Below are 15,967 nucleotides of genomic sequence, written 5' to 3' on the forward strand. Positions count from 1 at the left end.
GAGGAGGCGGCAGGGTCAGCCGTCGGCCATGTAGCCGCTGCGGACGCTGTGCACGAGTCGAGCGAGCAGGTGGTCCCACGCGTCGAGCGCCGGTCGGTCGAGCTCGGGGCCGGACGTCGCGAGCCAGTGGTCCGCGATGACGACGATGCCGCTCATGAGCGACTCGACGAGCAGTGCGGCGTCCAGGGGATCGGCGGCCGGGTAGCGTCGCGCGACCTCCGCGCGGAGCCGTTCCGTCACGCGCGAGAACGCGGTCTGGGTCAGGACCGCCGCCTTCGGGTCGTCCTTGCCGGGCGCACCGAGGATCCGGTACATGCTGGCGATCGCCGGGGCCAGGTCGGCGCCGCGGGCCGCCGACTCGAGCTCGTCGAACATCGACGCGCGACTGCCGTCACCGACCGGGGTCCTGCTCATGTCGGCGAGGAACCGGTCGATGATCACCGACAGTTCCTGCTCGCAGACGGCCAGCAGGACCTCGTCGAGCGAGGCGAAGTGGTTGAAGACCGTGCGCCGGGCGATGTCCGCGCGGGCGGCCAGGTCGTCGACGCCGAAGTCACGCCCGCCGCGCTCGTCGATCAGGTCGCGTGCCGCCTGCAGGATCGCCGCACGGTGCTTCGCCTTCAGGGCAGCACGGCGGTCGGTCACGATGGTCACGGTGTCGAACACTAGGTGCATCGATGCACTCGGTGCAACGAGACAGGGGACTTCCCCAGGTTCGTCCCCCGGTGCGGTGCACCGGGCCGGGTGTCGGACGGGAGGCCCGTGCGGGCGCCGCCACGGGCCTCCCGTCCGTCGTCTGCGCACGTGACGGGCGCGGGACGACGGTCCGGTCTCCGCGCGCTGTCGGTTCCGGTTCGTGGACCCCGAGGATCGTGAACCAGGACCGTCAAGCGCTCAGCGCGCGACGTCGTCCCACGGCAGCGGGGTGGTCTCGCCCGTCTCCCGGTCGCGGCGGAGCACGCCGGAGCCGACCGACCCGACAGCGGGGCCGCCGTGGACGGGCCACTCGGGCGGGTGGGTCGGGCGGCGGGCAGGGACGCGCCGCTCAGGGTGATCGCACGCTGGTCGGGCAGGCTCGGAGTGTGCGAGGTGGGACGAGGACGATGACGGCGGCCCTGGCGGCCCTGCTGCTGGCCGGACTGACCGGGTGTTCGGGGACGCCCGACGGAGGGCCGGCGACCGCGACGGGTGGAGCAGGGGCCTCGGCCTCCGCGACCCCGTCGGCGGTGCCGGCCGGCGACGACGCGGCGACGACCCGGGCGTTCGACGCGCTCGAGCGGCGGTACGACGCGCGGCTCGGGGTCACGGCGATCGACACCGGGAGCGGTCGGACGGTCGCGCACCGTGCGTCCGAGCGGTTCGCGTTCGCCTCGACGATCAAGGTGGCCATCGCGGCGGCCGTGCTCGACGCGTCCTCGACGGCGGACCTGTCGACCGTCGTGCGCTACGACCGCGACGACCTGCTCGAGTACGCCCCCGTGACGAGCGAGCACGTCGACTCCGGGATGACGGTGCGCGAGTTGGTCGACGCGGCACTGCGGTACAGCGACAACACCGCGGCGAACCTGCTGGTCGAACGGCTCGGCGGGCCGGACGCCGTCGAGCGGTGGCTGCGCGGCATCGGGGACCGGACGACCCACGTCGACCGGGTCGAACCCGACCTGAACGAGGCGACCCCCGGCGACCCGCGGGACACGACGACGCCCGAGCAGTCGGCGGCGGACCTCCGGGCCGTGCTGCTCGGCGACGCCCTGGACGCGGACGACCGGCGGGTGCTCCGCGACGCGATGCTCGGCAACACCACCGGCGACGACACGATCCGCGCCGGGGTGGACCCGTCGTGGCGGGTGGCCGACAAGACGGGGACGGCGTCGTACGGGGTCCGGAACGACATCGCGATCGTCACGCCGCCCGGCCGGGAGCCCATCGTGCTCGTGGTCATGACGAGCCGGTCCGGCCCCGACGACGAACCGTCGGACGCCCTCGTGGCAGCGGCGACCCGGGCCGCCGTGGCGGGGCTGTCCGGCTGACCCGCCTGCCGGCGGCCCAGCGGGCGCTCAGCGGAGCGTCGTGGCCCAGCGCCCGATCGTGTCGTACGCCCGTTCCCGCACGTCCGGCGCGGACAGCACCACGTCGTGCAGGGCCCCGGTGAGACGACGGACCGTGACCTCGTCGCCGAGCGACAGCGCCCGGTGCGCCACCGTGTCGACGTTCAGCGCGACGTCGGCGTGGGCCATCCCCGGGTCCCACCGGGGCTGGAGCATGCTCTTGTCGCTCAGCATCACGAGGGTCGGCACCCGGATGCCGAGCCCCTTCTCGACCCGTGCCTGACCGTCGAACACCGCGGCGAGCCACCCGGGGTGCAGCGGGAAGCCCCGCTCCGGGCGCCACCGCTGGTCGTACGTCCACGACCCCTCGCCCTCGGCCGAGACCGTCCGGGTGTAGAAGCCGGGGTCGACCGCGGGCATCGGTGCGAGCGGGTTCCGTCGCGCACCGAGCTTGATGACCGGGGCGACGACGGCCCGCCCGACCGCGGTGGCCTGGAACTCGAGCCACGGGCTGTTCAGGATCAGGCCGTCGACGAGCTCCGGGTGCCGGGCCGCCCAGAGCGACAGGGTCAGCCCGCCGGTGGAGTGGCCCATCGGGACGAGCCGGCGGGACCCCGAGCCGGGGTGTTCGGCGGAGATCGCGTCGAGGGCGGCGGCGATGTCCTCGTCGTACACGGCCAGGTCGTCCACGTTGCCCGGTGTCTGGCGTGGCCGCAGGCTCCGGCCGTACTTGCGCAGGTCGAGGGCGTGGAACCGGGCACCGAGCCGTTCGAGCCGTTCGGCCAGCTCGACCTGGAAGAAGTAGTCCGACCACCCGTGCACGTACAGCACGTCGACGCCGTGCAGCGGACCGCGGCCGTGCAACAGAATGTCCGTCGGGGTGTGCCGGCGGCGGACCAGGGTGGCGACGACCGGCCCCTCGGCGTCGGAGCCGAGCGGCAGTTCGAGGCGCTCGAACGGTGCGCCGAGCACGTCCTCGTGCCACCCCCGGTCCGTCATGCCCCGAGCGTATCCGCGGCGGGCGGCGCCGGGTGCGGTGTCACGCGACGGTCACCACGACCTTGCCGGCGACGCGTCCCTCACTGGCCTCGGCGTGCAGTGCCGGGAGCTCGGCGAGGGGGATCCGCCGGGTGACCTCGACGGTCAGGGCGCCGGCGTCGACCAGCGACACGAGCTCCGCCAGTCGCTCGCGGTTCCGCAGCACGAAGACGGTCGCCGCTCGGACGCCGCGGGACTCGTCGCTCGGGGTCGCCATGAACGCCGTGGTGCTGACGACCGCGCCGCCGTCGCGGACGAGCGGGACGAGGGCGGCGAACTCCTCCGGGTCGATCGGGGCGAGGTTGAGCAGCACGTCCACCGGCTCGGACACCGCCTCGCGCACGTCGGTGGTGGTGTGGTCGACCACCTCGTCCGCACCGGCGGCCCGGACGGCGTCGATGCTGCGGGGACTGGCCGTCGCGATGACGTGGACGCCCGCGCGGACGGCGAGCTGGATCGCGTACTTCCCGACGACGCCGCCGGCGCCCATGACCAGGACGCGCTGGCCGGCCTGCAGCTGCCCGTCGTCGAACAGGGCCTGCCAGGCGGTGAGTGCCACGGACGGCAGCGCCGCGGCGTCGGCGAGCGGGATGGTCGTCGGTGCCGGGACGACCGCGTCGGCCGGAGCGACCACGTACTCGGCGGCGCCGCCGTCGCGCTCCATCGGCAGGAACGCGATGACCGCGTCACCGACGGCGATCCCGTCGACGCCCTCGCCGAGCGCGTCGACGGTGCCGGAGACGTCGTAGCCGGGGACGTGCGGCAGCTGGACCGGGATCGGCAGGAACCCGCCGCGCATCCCGTCGTCCGCGGCGTTGAAGGCCGAAGCGGCGACGCGGAGTCGCACCTGCCCGGCGGCCGGGGTGGGCTGGTCGACGTCCTCGGTGCGGAGCACCTCGGGACCGCCGACCTCGTGGAACCGTACTGCCTGCATGATCGTGCCCTTCGTCGTGTGGTGCATCGTTTGCTTCGAGTTCGAAGCAACTGGTGAGGACGCTACCACTGCTTCGAACTCGAAGCAACAGGTAGGATGCAGACATGACCGGAGCGCCGACGTCCCTGTCCCCGACGCAGCTCGGGGCGTACTTCGCCTTCACCGAGGTGAGCAGCCTGCTGCGCCACGCGGTCGAGCAGCAGCTGCGCGACGCCGGGGGCCTGAGCTCCGTGCAGTTCCAGCTGCTCGCCCGGCTCGGCGACTCCCCGGACGGGCGACAGCGCATGACGGACCTGGCCGACGGCGTCGTCTACAGCCGGAGCGGGCTGACCTACCAGGCGCAGCTGCTCGAGAAGCGTGGTCTGGTCACCCGGGCGCCGTCGCCGGACGACGAACGCAGCACCGTCGTCACCGTCACCGACGCCGGCAGGGCCGTGCTCGCGGACGTGTTCCCCGGGCACATCGCCGCCGTGCACGAGCTGCTGTTCGCGACGATGTCGGACGCCGACGTCGACAATCTCGCACGGATCCTCGGCAGGGCGGCGGAGCACCTCCGGGCCGACCCCCCGCGGTCGGCGGCCACCCGACGGCGCAGCTGACCACAGCACGACGGCCGACCGCTCGGGGGAGCGGTCGGCCGTCACGCCGTCAGGAGCGGTCGCTCCCGCGGGCGCCGATCAGTTGTACGCGGTCAGTCGGTTCGGCGCGGTGTTGCCGGCCGGCGTCGGCACCGCACCGCCCACGCCGTTGATGATGCTCGAGATCGTGCCGGTGTCACCGAGCGAGACGGTGACCAGGTTGTGCGCCCGGACGCCCGCGGTCTGCGGGACCTCGAACGCGCGGTCGGCGTGGACACTCGGGTTGACGTTGAAGAACGAGTAGACGCCGCCGCCCCAGATCTCGTGCTTCGTGACGTTCGACGCGACCTTGTACGCGGCCCATCCGTCGCCCGTCGGGCTCCGCCACGAGGCGTTGTCCGGCACGTCGTACGGCATCTCGTTCTGGAAGAAGATCGTCCGCCCGTTGTTGCCGTTCCAGAGCACCTCGTACTGCTGGTAGTGCTCGACGAACAGCCCGGTCGCCAGCACGTCGTTGCCGTTCACCTCGACGCCGGTCGCGCCGGTGTTGACGGTCCACCCGGTCGGTGCCCCGCCGTGGTCGGCGCGCCAGGCCCAGATGTGGTCGACGAGGGTGTCGTCGGCGTTGACCTGGAGCGTGGTCGTCGCCCTGCCCTGCACGCTCGAGCCGACGCGGAAGAACACGTCCTGGATGCTCTGCGGGTCACCGGCGTGGTCGACGTGCGACCCGGACGTGCCGAGGCGGACGAGCTGCGCGCTGTTCTGCGTGCCCGCGTCGACGACGAGGTTCGACACGTTCACACCGGCGACGTCCGTCGAGGTGAGCACCGCGTTGCCCCTGGTGGGCACCAAGGTCGGGAACCCGATGCCCGTGACGACGGTGTCCGGTCGGGTGACGGTGATCGCCGCGTCGAGCTGGTACGTGCCCGGCGTGAAGAACAGGTTCAGGCCCTGGGCCAGCGCGCTGTTGATCGTCGCCGCGGAGTCACCCGGGTGGGCGACGTAGAAGTTCCGCATCGGGATGTCGGTGCCGGCGGTGTTCGGCCAGGTGACGCCGCTCGAGTCCTGCCGCAGCGACGGGACGAACACGTGGTACTTGTTCGACGAGTCCACGTACAGGTACGGCTTCTCGCGCGTGGTCGGGGTGGTACCGAGCGTCGTGTAGCTCTTCGAGAAGTCGTTCGCCGGTGCGCCCTGCACGCCGGAGAACGTCATGTTCCAGTTGCCGCCCTGCCACGAGCCGATCGTCGAGTTGCGCGTGTACCACTGCTGCTGGGACCCGGAGGTGACCGTCCCGTCGACCTTGCTGTCGGCGATGTAGCCACCGGAGGAGTAGCCCTGGCCGCCGTCCTGGTTCGAGGGACCCATCGTCAGGTTGCCCTTGACGTGCACGCGGCGCATCGGTGCCGCCTGTGACACGGCCCACCGGTCGGTGCCGCTCTCCGGCGCGATGGCGACGTTCTCGACCGACCGCCAGAAGTTCTGCGTCGCGTTCTTCTCGTCGCCGGCGTTCCACCCGGAGTCGACGTTCACGGCGCCGTTGATGGTCACGTCGTCGGGGTTCTTCCCGAGCCCGGCGATCGAGGTGTAGAAGCCGAGGTTCGCCCAGACCCGCCCGTAGTTGCCGGGCTTGAACAGGAAGGCGTGCCGCTGCGTGCCGAACTGCGCGGTGGTGCTGCGGAGCTGGCTGGTGAACGCGGCGTCGACGTCGGCCTGGATGGTCGAGGCGGGGACCGAGGGGTCGTAGATCTTCACGTTGCTGCCGAAGTCCGGGGTGTCGCTCGTGGCGACCGCCTGGGCCGAGACCGCCGGTGCCAGTGCCCCCACGACACCGACGCTCAGCGCGAGCGCGAGGATCCGGTTCATCCGTCGTTGCATGATGCTCGATTCGTCATCGTGCGGCGTCGTTGCCGCACGCGAGCGACGCTAGCCCCGATCGAGCGTCCGGACAGTCGGACGAACGGCGGACAAGCGGCGGACGAGTGATCCCGGGCGATCAGCTCCGGGGCGCGCGCACCAGGAAGAGCGTGATCGCGCCGAGCACGGCCGCGCCGACGATGAGCACCCACGCCGCGACGATCACGGGGCCGTCCCACGGGGTGAACAGCAGGCCGACACCGGCGACCAGGGCGATCGCGGCGCCGAGGAGCGCGAGTCGGTGCGGGGAGCGTGTCACCGCTGCCACGGTACAGGCCCGGCCCTGGGCCTCCTGTCGCGCGCACACCGGCACTTTCCCAGCGGACGTGGCGGTGTTCCGCGGGGGAGTCCCGGCAGACGTCCGAGCAGTGCTGGGACGCTCCTCGAGCCGGACCCGTGGGGGTGCGGCCGAGGGGGAGGACGACATGAGGATGCGACGTGCAGGGGGAGCCGCGCTCGGCTTCGTGGGGGGCAGCGTGCTCGCCGGGTTGCTGGTGAGCGTCGGGGTGACACCGGTCATCGCGGTCGCCGGGGTGGGCACGACCTCGGCCATCGGGCTGTTCGAGTCGCTGCCGGAGGACATCGAGATCGGCCAACTGCCGCAGCGCAACCAGATCTGGGCGTACCGCGGCGGTGCACCGGTGCACCTGGCGGACGTCTGGGCCCAGGACCGGCAGGAGCTCACGCTCGAGCAGATCGACGACGACCTGGAGCACGCGGCGGTCGACGGCGAGGACAAGCGCTTCTTCGAGACCGGCGGTGTGGACGCCACGTCCGTCGTCCGGTCGCTCGTGAGCATCGCTGCCTCTCGGGGCGAGGGCGGGTCGGGTGGTTCGACCCTGACGATGCAGCTCGTGCGGAACATCAAGATCCAGCAGGCGAGCGAACTGCCCACCGCCGAGGAGCGCGAGGCCGCGTACGAGGACGCGACCCGGCGGACACCGCAGCGCAAGCTCGCCGAGATGAAGCTCGCGATCAGCCTGGCGGAGCAGTACAGCAAGCAGGAGATCCTGGCGGCGTACCTGAACATCGCCTACTTCGGCGACCAGACCTACGGCGTGCAGTCGGCGGCGCAGCACTACTACGGCAGGTCGGCGTCCGACCTGACCCCGGCCGAGGCGGCGTCCCTCATCGCGATCGTGCAGTGGCCGGAGCGTCGGGACCTGTCGACGCCGGACCACCACCGCGACAACGCCGCCCGGCGGAACGTGATCCTGCGCTCGATGCACGAGCAGGGGCACCTGTCGACGGCGGAGTACCGCACCGCGCGGCAGTCCCGCGTCGCCGACGCCGTCCACCTGACGGCTCCGCAGCAGGGGTGCCAGGCGGTCGAGGTCGGCGCCGAGTTCTTCTGCGACCACGCGGTGACCATCGCCCAGCGGCTCCCGCAGCTCGGCGTGACGGCGCAGCAGCGTGCGGACGCATGGCGCACCGGCGGCTACCGGATCCAGACCACGCTCGACCTCGACCTGAACGCCGAGCAGAAGCGGCTGCTCGACCAGTACGACCCGAAGACCGAGACCCGGCTGGCGCTCGGCGCCACGTTCGACACGGTCGAGGCCCGGACCGGCCGTGTGCTGACGATGGCCCAGAACACCGACCACGACCGGTCGTCCCAGGCGCCCCGCACCGCCACCTCGCTGAACTACGCCACCGACGAGGCGGACGGCAGCTCGACCGGGTTCCAGACCGGGTCGACGTACAAGATGTTCACGCTGCTCGCCTGGATCGAGGCGGGCCGGAGTCCGGACACCGTGGTGGACGGCACGCCCCACCCGCACAGCGAGTGGACCGCGTGCGGCGCACCCGCCTCGGCGTTCTGGCAGCCGAAGAACGACTCACCCGGCCAGCGCGGCCCGTACACCGTCCGCGCGGCGACGGCGCAGTCGGTCAACGCGGCGTACCAGTCGATGGCGGAGCAGCTCGACCTGTGCGACATCCGCGACGTGGCGCAGCGACTCGGCGTGCACCTGGCCACGGGCGGCGAGCTGCCGTGGAACCCGGCGTCGCTGCTCGGCACCGAGAGCATCGCGCCGCTCACCATGGCGTCGGCCTACGCCGGCATCGCGAACGGCGGGCGCTTCTGTTCCCCGATCGTCATCGACCAGGTCACCGCCCCCGACGGCGAGGAGCTCGGCGGGCAACCGCAGCACTGCACGCAGGCGGTGTCGCCGCAGACCGCGGCCACCGCGTTCGACGTCATGCAGGGCGCCTTCCGCGGTGGCACGGCGGACGGCGGGCAGACCCCGGACGGGGCGACCCTGTTCGGCAAGACCGGCACCACAGACGCGGCCGACCAGGTGTGGTTGGTGGGCGGGACCTCGCGGGCCGTCACCGCCTACTGGCAGGGCAACACGGACGGTGCGAAGCACAACCTGCGGTCGTTCTCCAACGGCCAGGGCGGCACCTACGCGGGATCGCGCGCCGCCGTGTGGCGCCAGGCGCAGACGGCGGTGAACGCCGCGCTGCCGGTCGGCTGACGGTCCGGCAGGTGACCACGGACGGACGGGTGCGTCCTAGGACAGCTTCTTGCTGTCCTCGAGCCAGCCCGCCATCTTCGTCATGTAGTCGGCCTGCGACGCGTAGTCGAGGGCCGGGAACGTCCAGCTATGGACCTGACCGGCCTCGAGCGCCGCGTTGTCGGCGAAGGTCGGCTGCTTCTCGAGGTCGGCGACCTGGTAGCCCTGCTGCGACAGCAGCAGGACGTCACCGGTGATCTGGCCGGCGTTCTCCCACGAGTAGATGCCCCAGTAGAAGCCCTTCGGCTTCGGGTCCACGAAGTCGACGCCGAACGACGAGTACATCTGCAGCGACGGCTCGTCGCTCGGGCGGGTCACGTAGGCGCCGCTGCCGTCGGCGAACATCGAGACGACCGACAGGTCCTTGTCCTTCGTGACCTGCTCGAGCTCCTCCGCGGCGGTGTCGAAACGCTGCTCGGCGGCGTCGATCGTCGACTCCTTCGCACCGAGGGACTCGGACAGGTCCGCGATCTCCTCGATGACGTCCTCGCCCTTGCCGCCCCACTTGACCTGGGCGACCGGCGCGATGGCCTCGATCTGCGCCTGCTGGTCCTTGTCCTTGAACCCGTAGCCGGGCTGCGTCGTGTCGAGCGTGCCCTTCTCGTCCTTGGGGTAGACCGAGGTCACGACGAGGTCGGGCTTGAGCGCGGCGAGCTGCTCGAGGTCGATGTCGCCGTAGGCCGTACCGAGCTGGGTGATGCCGTCGGTGTCGAGGTCGTCGAACCGGGCGTCCTTCGCCATGGTCAGCTGCCCGAAGGTGCCGACGGGCTTGAGGCCGTACTCGATGAACGACAGCGCGATGTCGTTGAGGACGACGACGCGCTCCGGCGTGTGGTCGACCTTGACGGTCGCGCCGGTGGCGTCCTCGTAGGACCAGGCCTTCGACGCGGCGGCGCCGCCGTCGGCGTCGGAGTCGTCCGTGCCGCCGGTGCTCGAGCAGCCGGTGAGCAGGAGGGCCGAGACGGTCACGGATGTCAGGAGGGCGGCGCGCAGGTGGCCACGTCGGGAGTGCTTCACGTTAGGAGAGGCTAACCTAAGTTCCCGGCCGGCGCCAGTGCGTCGTGCCGATCGGTGTGCAGCAGCCGGTCGTGCTCGTCGGCCTCGGGCACGATCATCGGAGCGCCGGTGACCGGGTCGGGCACCACGCGGGCGTGCAGCCCGAACGCGTGCTCGAGCAGGGCCGGGGTCAGGACCTCGTCCGGTGCGCCGTCGGCAGCGACCCCGCCGTCGTGCAGCACGACGAGCCGGTCGGAGTACCGCGCGGCCAGGGACAGGTCGTGCAGGACCATGACGACGGTCGATCCCTGCTCGCGGTTCAGGCGGCGGACCAGGCGCAGCACCTCGAGCTGGTGGGCGAGGTCGAGGTAGGTCGTCGGCTCGTCGAGCAGGAGCGTCTCGGCCTGCTGCGCGACGACGAGGGCGATCCAGGCGCGCTGGCGCTGCCCGCCGGACAGGCTGGCGACGTCGCGGTGCGCGACCTCGGTCAGGCCGGTCGCGGCGATCGCCTCCTCGGCGACGGCGGCGTCCTCGGCGGTCCAGGGCTTCGCCCACGACTGGTGCGGGTTCCGGCCCCGCATCACCAGGTCGAGCACGCTCGTGCCGGCCGGGGCGACGGGGGACTGCGGCAGGATCGCGAGCTTCCGGGCCACCTGCCGGTTCGGTTCCCGGCGGATCGGCACGCCGTCCAGCAGGACCTCGCCCGACTGCGGCTTGAGCACGCGGCCGAACGCCTTGAGCAGGGTCGACTTGCCGCAGCCGTTCGCCCCGAGGAACGTCGTGACGGTGCCGCGCTCGACGCGCAGGTCCAGGTCCCGCAGCACCGGGTGCCGGTCGTAGCCGACGGACAGGGCCCTGGCTTCGAGGACGGGGGTGTCGTTCGGGTGGTGGGTCGTCATCGGGACATCTCCTTGCGGTGACGGACGAGGAGCCAGATCAGGTACGGCGCCCCGATCACGGTGGTGATGATGCCGACCGGCACCTGCCACGGGAACGCCGAGCGGGACAGCAGGTCGGCGGCGAGCACGAGCGCGGCACCGAGGGCACCGGCGAGCAGCAGGGGTGGACGGTTCGTGCCCGCCAGCCGGAGTCCGACCTGCGGCACCACGAACGCCACGAAGCCGACCGGCCCTGCGGCGGCCACGGCGGCGGCGGTCAGCACGACCGCGAGCCCGATGACGAGCAGGCGGTGGCGCTGGACGCCGAGTCCGACGCCGGTCGCGACCTCGTCGCCGAGCTGTCCGATGCCCAGGGCGGCGCTCGTCGCGAGCGCGATGGGCACCGCGACGGCCGCCACGACCAGCAGCGGCCAGACGCTGGCCCACGACGTGCTCGACAGGCTGCCGACGAGCCACTGCGACGCGGCCGCGGCGACCGTGATCTTCGCGCGGACCAGCAGGTAGCTCGTGACGGCGTCGAGCGTCGCGCCGACGCCGATGCCCACGAGCACCAGGCGGTAGCTCTGCACGCCGCCGCGCCACCCGAGGCCGTAGACCAGCACCGCCGCGACGAGCGCACCGATCGTGGCCGCCACCGGGATGCCGCCGCCGAGGGCGATCGAGGACACCGAGTAGGTCCCGCCGCCCAGGACGATCGCGGCGACCGCACCGACGCTCGCTCCCGCGGTGACCCCGATGATGTCCGGGGTGCCGAGCGGGTTGCGCGTGAAGGTCTGCGTGAGCGCCCCGGCGACGCCGAGGGTCAGCCCGACGAGTGCGCCGGTCAGGACCCGGGGCAGCCGGAGCGTGGTGATGATGAAGGCGTCGGGGCCGGACTCCAGGCCGAGCAGCGAGCGCACGACGACGACGGGCGGGATGAAGGTCGAGCCGACCGCGACCCCGATGACGACGAGCACCAGGACGGCACCGAGCGAGGCGGCGGTGTACCAGAACACCCGGGGACGCCAGGCGAGTCCGATCGGTCCGATGCGGACGCCGGCACGACCGGGCGCGCGGCTCTGGACCGCTGCGCCGCTCACAGTGACACCAGCGATCGGCGACGGGCCACGGCGACGAACACCGGTCCGCCGATGACGGCGAGGACGATGCCGACCTCGACCTCGGCGAACCCGCCGACCAGGCGTCCGACGACGTCGGCGAGCAGCACGAGCGCCGCACCGACGAGCCCGGAGACGGGCACGGTCCAACGGTGCCCGGTGCCGACGAGGGCCCGGGCGACGTGCGGCACGGTCAGGCCGACGAAGCCGATCGGGCCGGCGGCCGCCGTGGCCCCGGCGGCGAGGAGCGTGATCCCGCCGAGGCCCACGAGCCGCGCGACGAGCACGTTCTCGCCCAGGCCCTTCGCCAGGTCGGACCCCAGGCCGAGGGCGTCGAGGGCGCGGACGTTCAGGACGGCGAGCACGAGCCCGGCCACCAGGAACGGCCACACCGCCGCGAGGACGTCGAGCTGTCGCGCGGCGAGCGACCCGACGACCCACAGGCGGTACGCGTCGAGCGACTCCTGGTCGGTGAGCACGACGAAGGACGTCAGTGCCGCGAGCAGCGCCGAGACCGCGGCACCCGCGAGGGCGAGGGGGACCGGGCTGGCCGTCCCGCTGCCGGCGATGGTCACCGAGAACACGACGACGCTCGCCACCAGGGCGCCGACCAGGGCGAACCACACGGTCGCGCCCGTGCTCGTCACCCCGAACACGTAGACACCGAGCACGACGGCCAGGCCGGCGCCGGACGAGACGCCGAACAGACCGGGGTCGGCGAGGGGGTTGCGGGTGTGCCCCTGCATGAGCAGTCCGGCGATGCCGAGCGCTGCGCCGACGGCCGCGCCGATGAGCGTGCGCGGGACGCGGGAGCCCCAGACGATGGCCTCGTCGGTGGTCGTCCCGGTGCGCGTCAGGCCGGCCCAGACGTGGTCGACACCGATGCGGTTGCTGCCGAGCAGCATGCTCGCGACCGCCACGAGCACCAGCGCGACGACGAGCACCACGACGACGGCGGTCCGCCGACGGAGGGCGCTCCGGTGCACGCCGAGGGCGCGGGAGGCGTCGGTCGGACGGGCGTCCGGAGCGGGGGCCAGGGTGGGGGCAGGGGGTGGCACGGAGATCATCTTAGGTTAGCCTTGCCTCATGGCGAAGACCCCGCGGCTCCTGCCCACGAACCCCCGGCTCTTCCGTGCCCGGGTCCTGCGGACCGAGCGGGTGACCCCGTCGATGCACCGCGTGACGGTGACCGGCGACGACCTGCACGAGTTCGGGTACCTCGGCTTCGACCACTGGTTCCGCCTGTTCGTCCAGCGCCCCGACCAGGACCGCTTCCGGATGCCCGACCTGGACGGCACGAAGTGGTGGCCGACGTTCCTCGCCATCCCCGAGGACGTCCGACCGCACTGCGCGAACTACACCGTCGCCGCGTACCGCCTGCTCGCCGACGGCACCGCGGAGATCGACATCGACTTCGTCGTGCACCTGGACCCCCGCGGGCAGCTCGAGGGCCGCGCCGCGATCTGGGCCTGTGCCGCCCGCCCCGGTGACGAGCTCGCGATGCTCGACCAGGGCTGCATCTTCGACGTCCCGGCCGGCACGAGCGAGGTCGTCGTCGCCGCCGAGGAGACCGGTCTGCCCGGCGTCGTCGGCATCGCCGCCTCGCTGCCGCGGGACACCGTCGGCCGGATCATCCAGGAGGTCCCGACCGCCGCCGACATCCGCGACCTCGACGCCCCGACCGGCGTGCAGGTGACGTGGCTCGTCCGGCAGCCGGGTGCCGTGCCCGGGAGCGCGGCGCTCGCCGAGCTGCAGCGCCACGTGCCCTCCGACGACCGGGGCTACGCGTTCGTCGTGGGGGAGTCGCGACTCGCCACCGAGGGTCGACGCCACCTGCACCGCGCGGGGCTGCCGAAGTCGCGCATCACGTTCTCCGGCTTCTGGAAGCACGACGTCCGGCAGCACGCGCACGCCTGATCGACATCGGTGGTCGCGACCACACGCAGGACGGGAGGCCCGGTGCCAGCTGGCACCGGGCCTCCCGTCCGTGGTGGGGTCGCGTCAGCCCTTGAGGCCGGACCCGGTCACGCCCTCCACGATCTGCCGCTGGAAGATCAGGTAGAGGATGATCAGCGGCAGCGCGGCCAGGATCGCACCCGCCTGGATGTCGGCGTAGCGCTGACCGAAGCTGCCCTGCACCGTTGCGAGCCCGACCGGGATCGTCATGAGGTCCGGGTTCGACAGCACGAACAGCGGCAGCAGCAGGTTGTTCCACACCCCGACGAAGGTCAGGATCGTCACCGCCGCGATCACCGGACGCGACAGCGGCAGGATGACCGACCAGTAGACCTTCCAGATGCCGGCGCCGTCGATGCGCGCGGCCTCTTCCAGCTCCTTCGGGATGCCGTCGAAGAACTGCTTGAAGATGAACACCGCGATCACGGCGGGCACCTGCGGGAAGATGACCGACCAGTAGGTGTTGAGCAGGCCGACGGCGTTGAGCTCCTGGAAGATCGGGATGATCAGCACCTGCGTCGGGATCATGATCCCCAGGATGATGAGCAGGAACGCGACGTTCCGACCGCGGAACACCAGGCGGGACAGCGCGAACGCCGCCATCGACGCGAACAGCACCGTCAGCACCGCCGTGACGACGCTCGTGATGGCGCTGGCCAGGTACCAGTTCCAGATGTCGCCGGCCTGGAACAACGACGCGTACGAGTGCAGCGTCGGGTTCCAGTTCGACAGGATGGCGTTCGCGCCGAGGGCGGCGACGCCGTTGTCGGACAGCGACGTCTTCAGGGCGAACAGGCTCGGGATGAGCCAGATGACGGCGAAGACGCCCAGCACGATGCCGGCGACCAGGTTGAACCCCTTGCCGGAGACGCCGATCTTCGCGGCGCTCGTGGGAGCGGCCGACGAGACGCCGGTGCGGAGCTTGCGGCCGGTGGTGATGCTCTCGGTGGCGGTCATGTCAGGCCCCGATCTCTCGCTTGGCGGCAGCGCGCTCGACGAGCTGCCGGATGACCGCGATCGCCACGATCACGATGAACAGGAGCACCGACGCGGCCGATGCGGCACCGAGTCGGTTGTCGGTGAAGCCGACGCCGGTGATGAGCTGCAGCGAGACCTGGGTCGAGATGCCCGGACCGCCGTTCGTCATGAGGTAGACCTGGTCGAAGATCTTCAGGCTCGCGATGATCTGCAGCAGGATGACCAGGGTCGTCGTGCGGGCGAGCAGGGGGAGCGTGATCGACTTGATCTGCTGCCAGTTCGAGGCCCCGTCGACGGCGGCGGCCTCGTACAGCTCCCGCGGGATCTCCTGCAGGCCGGCCAGGTAGAGCACGAAGTTGAAGCCGAGCGTCCACCACACCGTGGCGATCGCGACGCCGATCATGGCCGTGTTCGGGCTGGACAGCATGCCCGAGCCGGGCGTCATGCCGATCGCTGACTGCAGGCTCGCCCACAGACCGGTCGACGGCGTGAAGATGAACACCCAGATGAGCGAGATCGTCGCCGACGGCAGGATGAACGGCAGGAAGAACGCCAGACGGAAGAACCACTGGCCGCGGTTCATCCGGTTCGTCAGCACCGCGAACACGAACGCCAGGATGACGAGCGGCGGGGTCGTGTAGAGCGTGAACTGCAGCGTGTGCCAGAGCGAGGACCAGAAGTCCGAGCGCCCGAGCATCTCGGCGTAGTTCGCGAACCCGGCGAAGCTGCCGAGCCCGGTGCGGACGGTCGAGGTGTTGAAGAAGCTCGTGACGAGCATCCAGACCGTCGGGCCGAGCAGGAAGGCCACGTAGAACAGGCCGAAGGGGGCGAGGAACAGCCAGCCGCTGCGGCCCTGGCCGCTCGTCAGGCTGGTCCGGTAGGAGCGTGTCCGGCGGGGACGCGGCGCGGTCGTCGCGTCCGTCGGCCGGTCGAGGACAGGTGCTGTGGTCACGTCATCGTGCCTTTCGCGCGGTGTTCACGATCGCGGGTGTCGTCTGCCGGGAACG

15 protein-coding genes are annotated in these 15,967 nt (G+C 71.8%); 4 read left to right on the plus strand and 11 right to left on the minus strand.

What is annotated here, in order from left to right; all coding sequences use genetic code 11:
• Nucleotides 1–15 precede the first annotated feature (15 nt).
• Nucleotides 16–654, minus strand: coding sequence for a TetR/AcrR family transcriptional regulator (locus tag LEL83_RS00235; protein WP_225557269.1), 639 nt, complete (start codon nucleotides 652–654; stop codon nucleotides 16–18).
• 449 nt (nucleotides 655–1,103) lie between these two features.
• On the opposite strand from LEL83_RS00235, the gene bla reads away from it, so the two are divergent.
• The gene (gene bla, locus LEL83_RS00240; RefSeq protein WP_225557270.1) at nucleotides 1,104–2,030 is read left to right on the plus strand and encodes a class A beta-lactamase; all 927 of its coding nucleotides are present in this window, start codon (nucleotides 1,104–1,106) and stop codon (nucleotides 2,028–2,030) included.
• Nucleotides 2,031–2,057: 27 nt separating this feature from the next.
• Here the strand turns inward: bla and LEL83_RS00245 are convergent, their stop codons facing one another.
• Nucleotides 2,058–3,047, minus strand: coding sequence for an alpha/beta hydrolase (locus LEL83_RS00245; RefSeq protein WP_225557271.1), 990 nt, complete (start codon nucleotides 3,045–3,047; stop codon nucleotides 2,058–2,060).
• 40 nt (nucleotides 3,048–3,087) lie between these two features.
• The gene (locus tag LEL83_RS00250; protein ID WP_225557377.1) at nucleotides 3,088–4,020 is read right to left on the minus strand and encodes an NADP-dependent oxidoreductase; all 933 of its coding nucleotides are present in this window, start codon (nucleotides 4,018–4,020) and stop codon (nucleotides 3,088–3,090) included.
• A 104-nt stretch (nucleotides 4,021–4,124) separates the two neighbouring features.
• Here LEL83_RS00250 and LEL83_RS00255 point away from each other — a divergent pair, with 104 nt between their 5' ends.
• On the plus strand, nucleotides 4,125–4,619 hold the full coding sequence (locus LEL83_RS00255; RefSeq protein WP_225557272.1) for a MarR family winged helix-turn-helix transcriptional regulator: 495 nt from the start codon (nucleotides 4,125–4,127) through the stop codon (nucleotides 4,617–4,619).
• Between the two features lie 78 nt (nucleotides 4,620–4,697).
• Here LEL83_RS00255 and LEL83_RS00260 read toward each other — a convergent pair whose 3' ends face one another.
• Together LEL83_RS00260 and LEL83_RS00265 are read right to left on the minus strand one after the other, a co-directional pair.
• The gene (locus LEL83_RS00260; RefSeq protein ID WP_225557273.1) at nucleotides 4,698–6,464 is read right to left on the minus strand and encodes a pectate lyase-like domain-containing protein; all 1,767 of its coding nucleotides are present in this window, start codon (nucleotides 6,462–6,464) and stop codon (nucleotides 4,698–4,700) included.
• Between the two features lie 130 nt (nucleotides 6,465–6,594).
• Nucleotides 6,595–6,774 (minus strand): hypothetical protein, encoded by a 180-nt coding sequence (locus tag LEL83_RS00265; protein ID WP_225557274.1) that lies wholly within the window; start codon nucleotides 6,772–6,774, stop codon nucleotides 6,595–6,597.
• Nucleotides 6,775–6,940: 166 nt separating this feature from the next.
• Here LEL83_RS00265 and LEL83_RS00270 point away from each other — a divergent pair, with 166 nt between their 5' ends.
• Nucleotides 6,941–8,995: a transglycosylase domain-containing protein gene (locus tag LEL83_RS00270; RefSeq protein ID WP_225557275.1), complete on the plus strand. Its 2,055-nt coding sequence runs from the start codon at nucleotides 6,941–6,943 to the stop codon at nucleotides 8,993–8,995.
• Between the two features lie 36 nt (nucleotides 8,996–9,031).
• On the opposite strand, the gene LEL83_RS00275 is transcribed toward LEL83_RS00270, so the two are convergent.
• The 4 genes from LEL83_RS00275 to LEL83_RS00290 are packed head-to-tail and all read right to left on the minus strand — an operon-like array spanning nucleotide 9,032 to nucleotide 13,084.
• Nucleotides 9,032–10,003, minus strand: coding sequence for an ABC transporter substrate-binding protein (locus tag LEL83_RS00275; RefSeq protein ID WP_225557276.1), 972 nt, complete (start codon nucleotides 10,001–10,003; stop codon nucleotides 9,032–9,034).
• A gap of 59 nt (nucleotides 10,004–10,062) precedes the next feature.
• Nucleotides 10,063–10,929: an ABC transporter ATP-binding protein gene (locus LEL83_RS00280; RefSeq protein ID WP_225557277.1), complete on the minus strand. Its 867-nt coding sequence runs from the start codon at nucleotides 10,927–10,929 to the stop codon at nucleotides 10,063–10,065.
• Nucleotides 10,926–12,008: a FecCD family ABC transporter permease gene (locus LEL83_RS00285; RefSeq protein WP_225557278.1), complete on the minus strand. Its 1,083-nt coding sequence runs from the start codon at nucleotides 12,006–12,008 to the stop codon at nucleotides 10,926–10,928. The genes LEL83_RS00280 and LEL83_RS00285 overlap by 4 nt, the downstream gene beginning before the upstream one ends.
• The gene (locus tag LEL83_RS00290; protein WP_372454417.1) at nucleotides 12,005–13,084 is read right to left on the minus strand and encodes a FecCD family ABC transporter permease; all 1,080 of its coding nucleotides are present in this window, start codon (nucleotides 13,082–13,084) and stop codon (nucleotides 12,005–12,007) included. Before LEL83_RS00290 ends, LEL83_RS00285 begins: the two co-directional genes overlap by 4 nt.
• A gap of 28 nt (nucleotides 13,085–13,112) precedes the next feature.
• Between LEL83_RS00290 and LEL83_RS00295 the strand changes: the two genes are divergently transcribed.
• Nucleotides 13,113–13,943, plus strand: a complete 831-nt coding sequence (locus tag LEL83_RS00295) for a siderophore-interacting protein (protein ID WP_198656554.1) — start codon at nucleotides 13,113–13,115, stop codon at nucleotides 13,941–13,943.
• 84 nt (nucleotides 13,944–14,027) lie between these two features.
• Here the strand turns inward: LEL83_RS00295 and LEL83_RS00300 are convergent, their stop codons facing one another.
• Both LEL83_RS00300 and LEL83_RS00305 read right to left on the minus strand, forming a co-directional pair.
• Nucleotides 14,028–14,939: a carbohydrate ABC transporter permease gene (locus LEL83_RS00300; protein WP_198656553.1), complete on the minus strand. Its 912-nt coding sequence runs from the start codon at nucleotides 14,937–14,939 to the stop codon at nucleotides 14,028–14,030.
• 1 nt (nucleotide 14,940) lies between these two features.
• Nucleotides 14,941–15,912, minus strand: coding sequence for a carbohydrate ABC transporter permease (locus LEL83_RS00305; protein ID WP_198656552.1), 972 nt, complete (start codon nucleotides 15,910–15,912; stop codon nucleotides 14,941–14,943).
• Nucleotides 15,913–15,967: the final 55 nt, after the last annotated feature.

Source organism: Curtobacterium oceanosedimentum (assembly GCF_020297365.1).
In the GTDB taxonomy this organism is placed as follows: domain Bacteria; phylum Actinomycetota; class Actinomycetes; order Actinomycetales; family Microbacteriaceae; genus Curtobacterium.

Bases quoted from the DNA above. Each gene is read 5' to 3' on its own strand.
- LEL83_RS00280 (WP_225557277.1), bottom strand. From the start codon at position 10,929: ATGACGACCCACCACCCGAACGACACCCCCGTCCTCGAAGCCAGGGCC.
- bla (WP_225557270.1), top strand. From the start codon at position 1,104: ATGACGGCGGCCCTGGCGGCCCTGCTGCTGGCCGGACTGACCGGGTGT.
- LEL83_RS00260 (WP_225557273.1), bottom strand. From the start codon at position 6,464: ATGAACCGGATCCTCGCGCTCGCGCTGAGCGTCGGTGTCGTGGGGGCA.
- LEL83_RS00300 (WP_198656553.1), bottom strand. From the start codon at position 14,939: ATGACCGCCACCGAGAGCATCACCACCGGCCGCAAGCTCCGCACCGGC.
- LEL83_RS00250 (WP_225557377.1), bottom strand. From the start codon at position 4,020: ATGCAGGCAGTACGGTTCCACGAGGTCGGCGGTCCCGAGGTGCTCCGC.
- LEL83_RS00245 (WP_225557271.1), bottom strand. From the start codon at position 3,047: ATGACGGACCGGGGGTGGCACGAGGACGTGCTCGGCGCACCGTTCGAG.
- LEL83_RS00295 (WP_198656554.1), top strand. From the start codon at position 13,113: ATGGCGAAGACCCCGCGGCTCCTGCCCACGAACCCCCGGCTCTTCCGT.
- LEL83_RS00255 (WP_225557272.1), top strand. From the start codon at position 4,125: ATGACCGGAGCGCCGACGTCCCTGTCCCCGACGCAGCTCGGGGCGTAC.
- LEL83_RS00270 (WP_225557275.1), top strand. From the start codon at position 6,941: ATGAGGATGCGACGTGCAGGGGGAGCCGCGCTCGGCTTCGTGGGGGGC.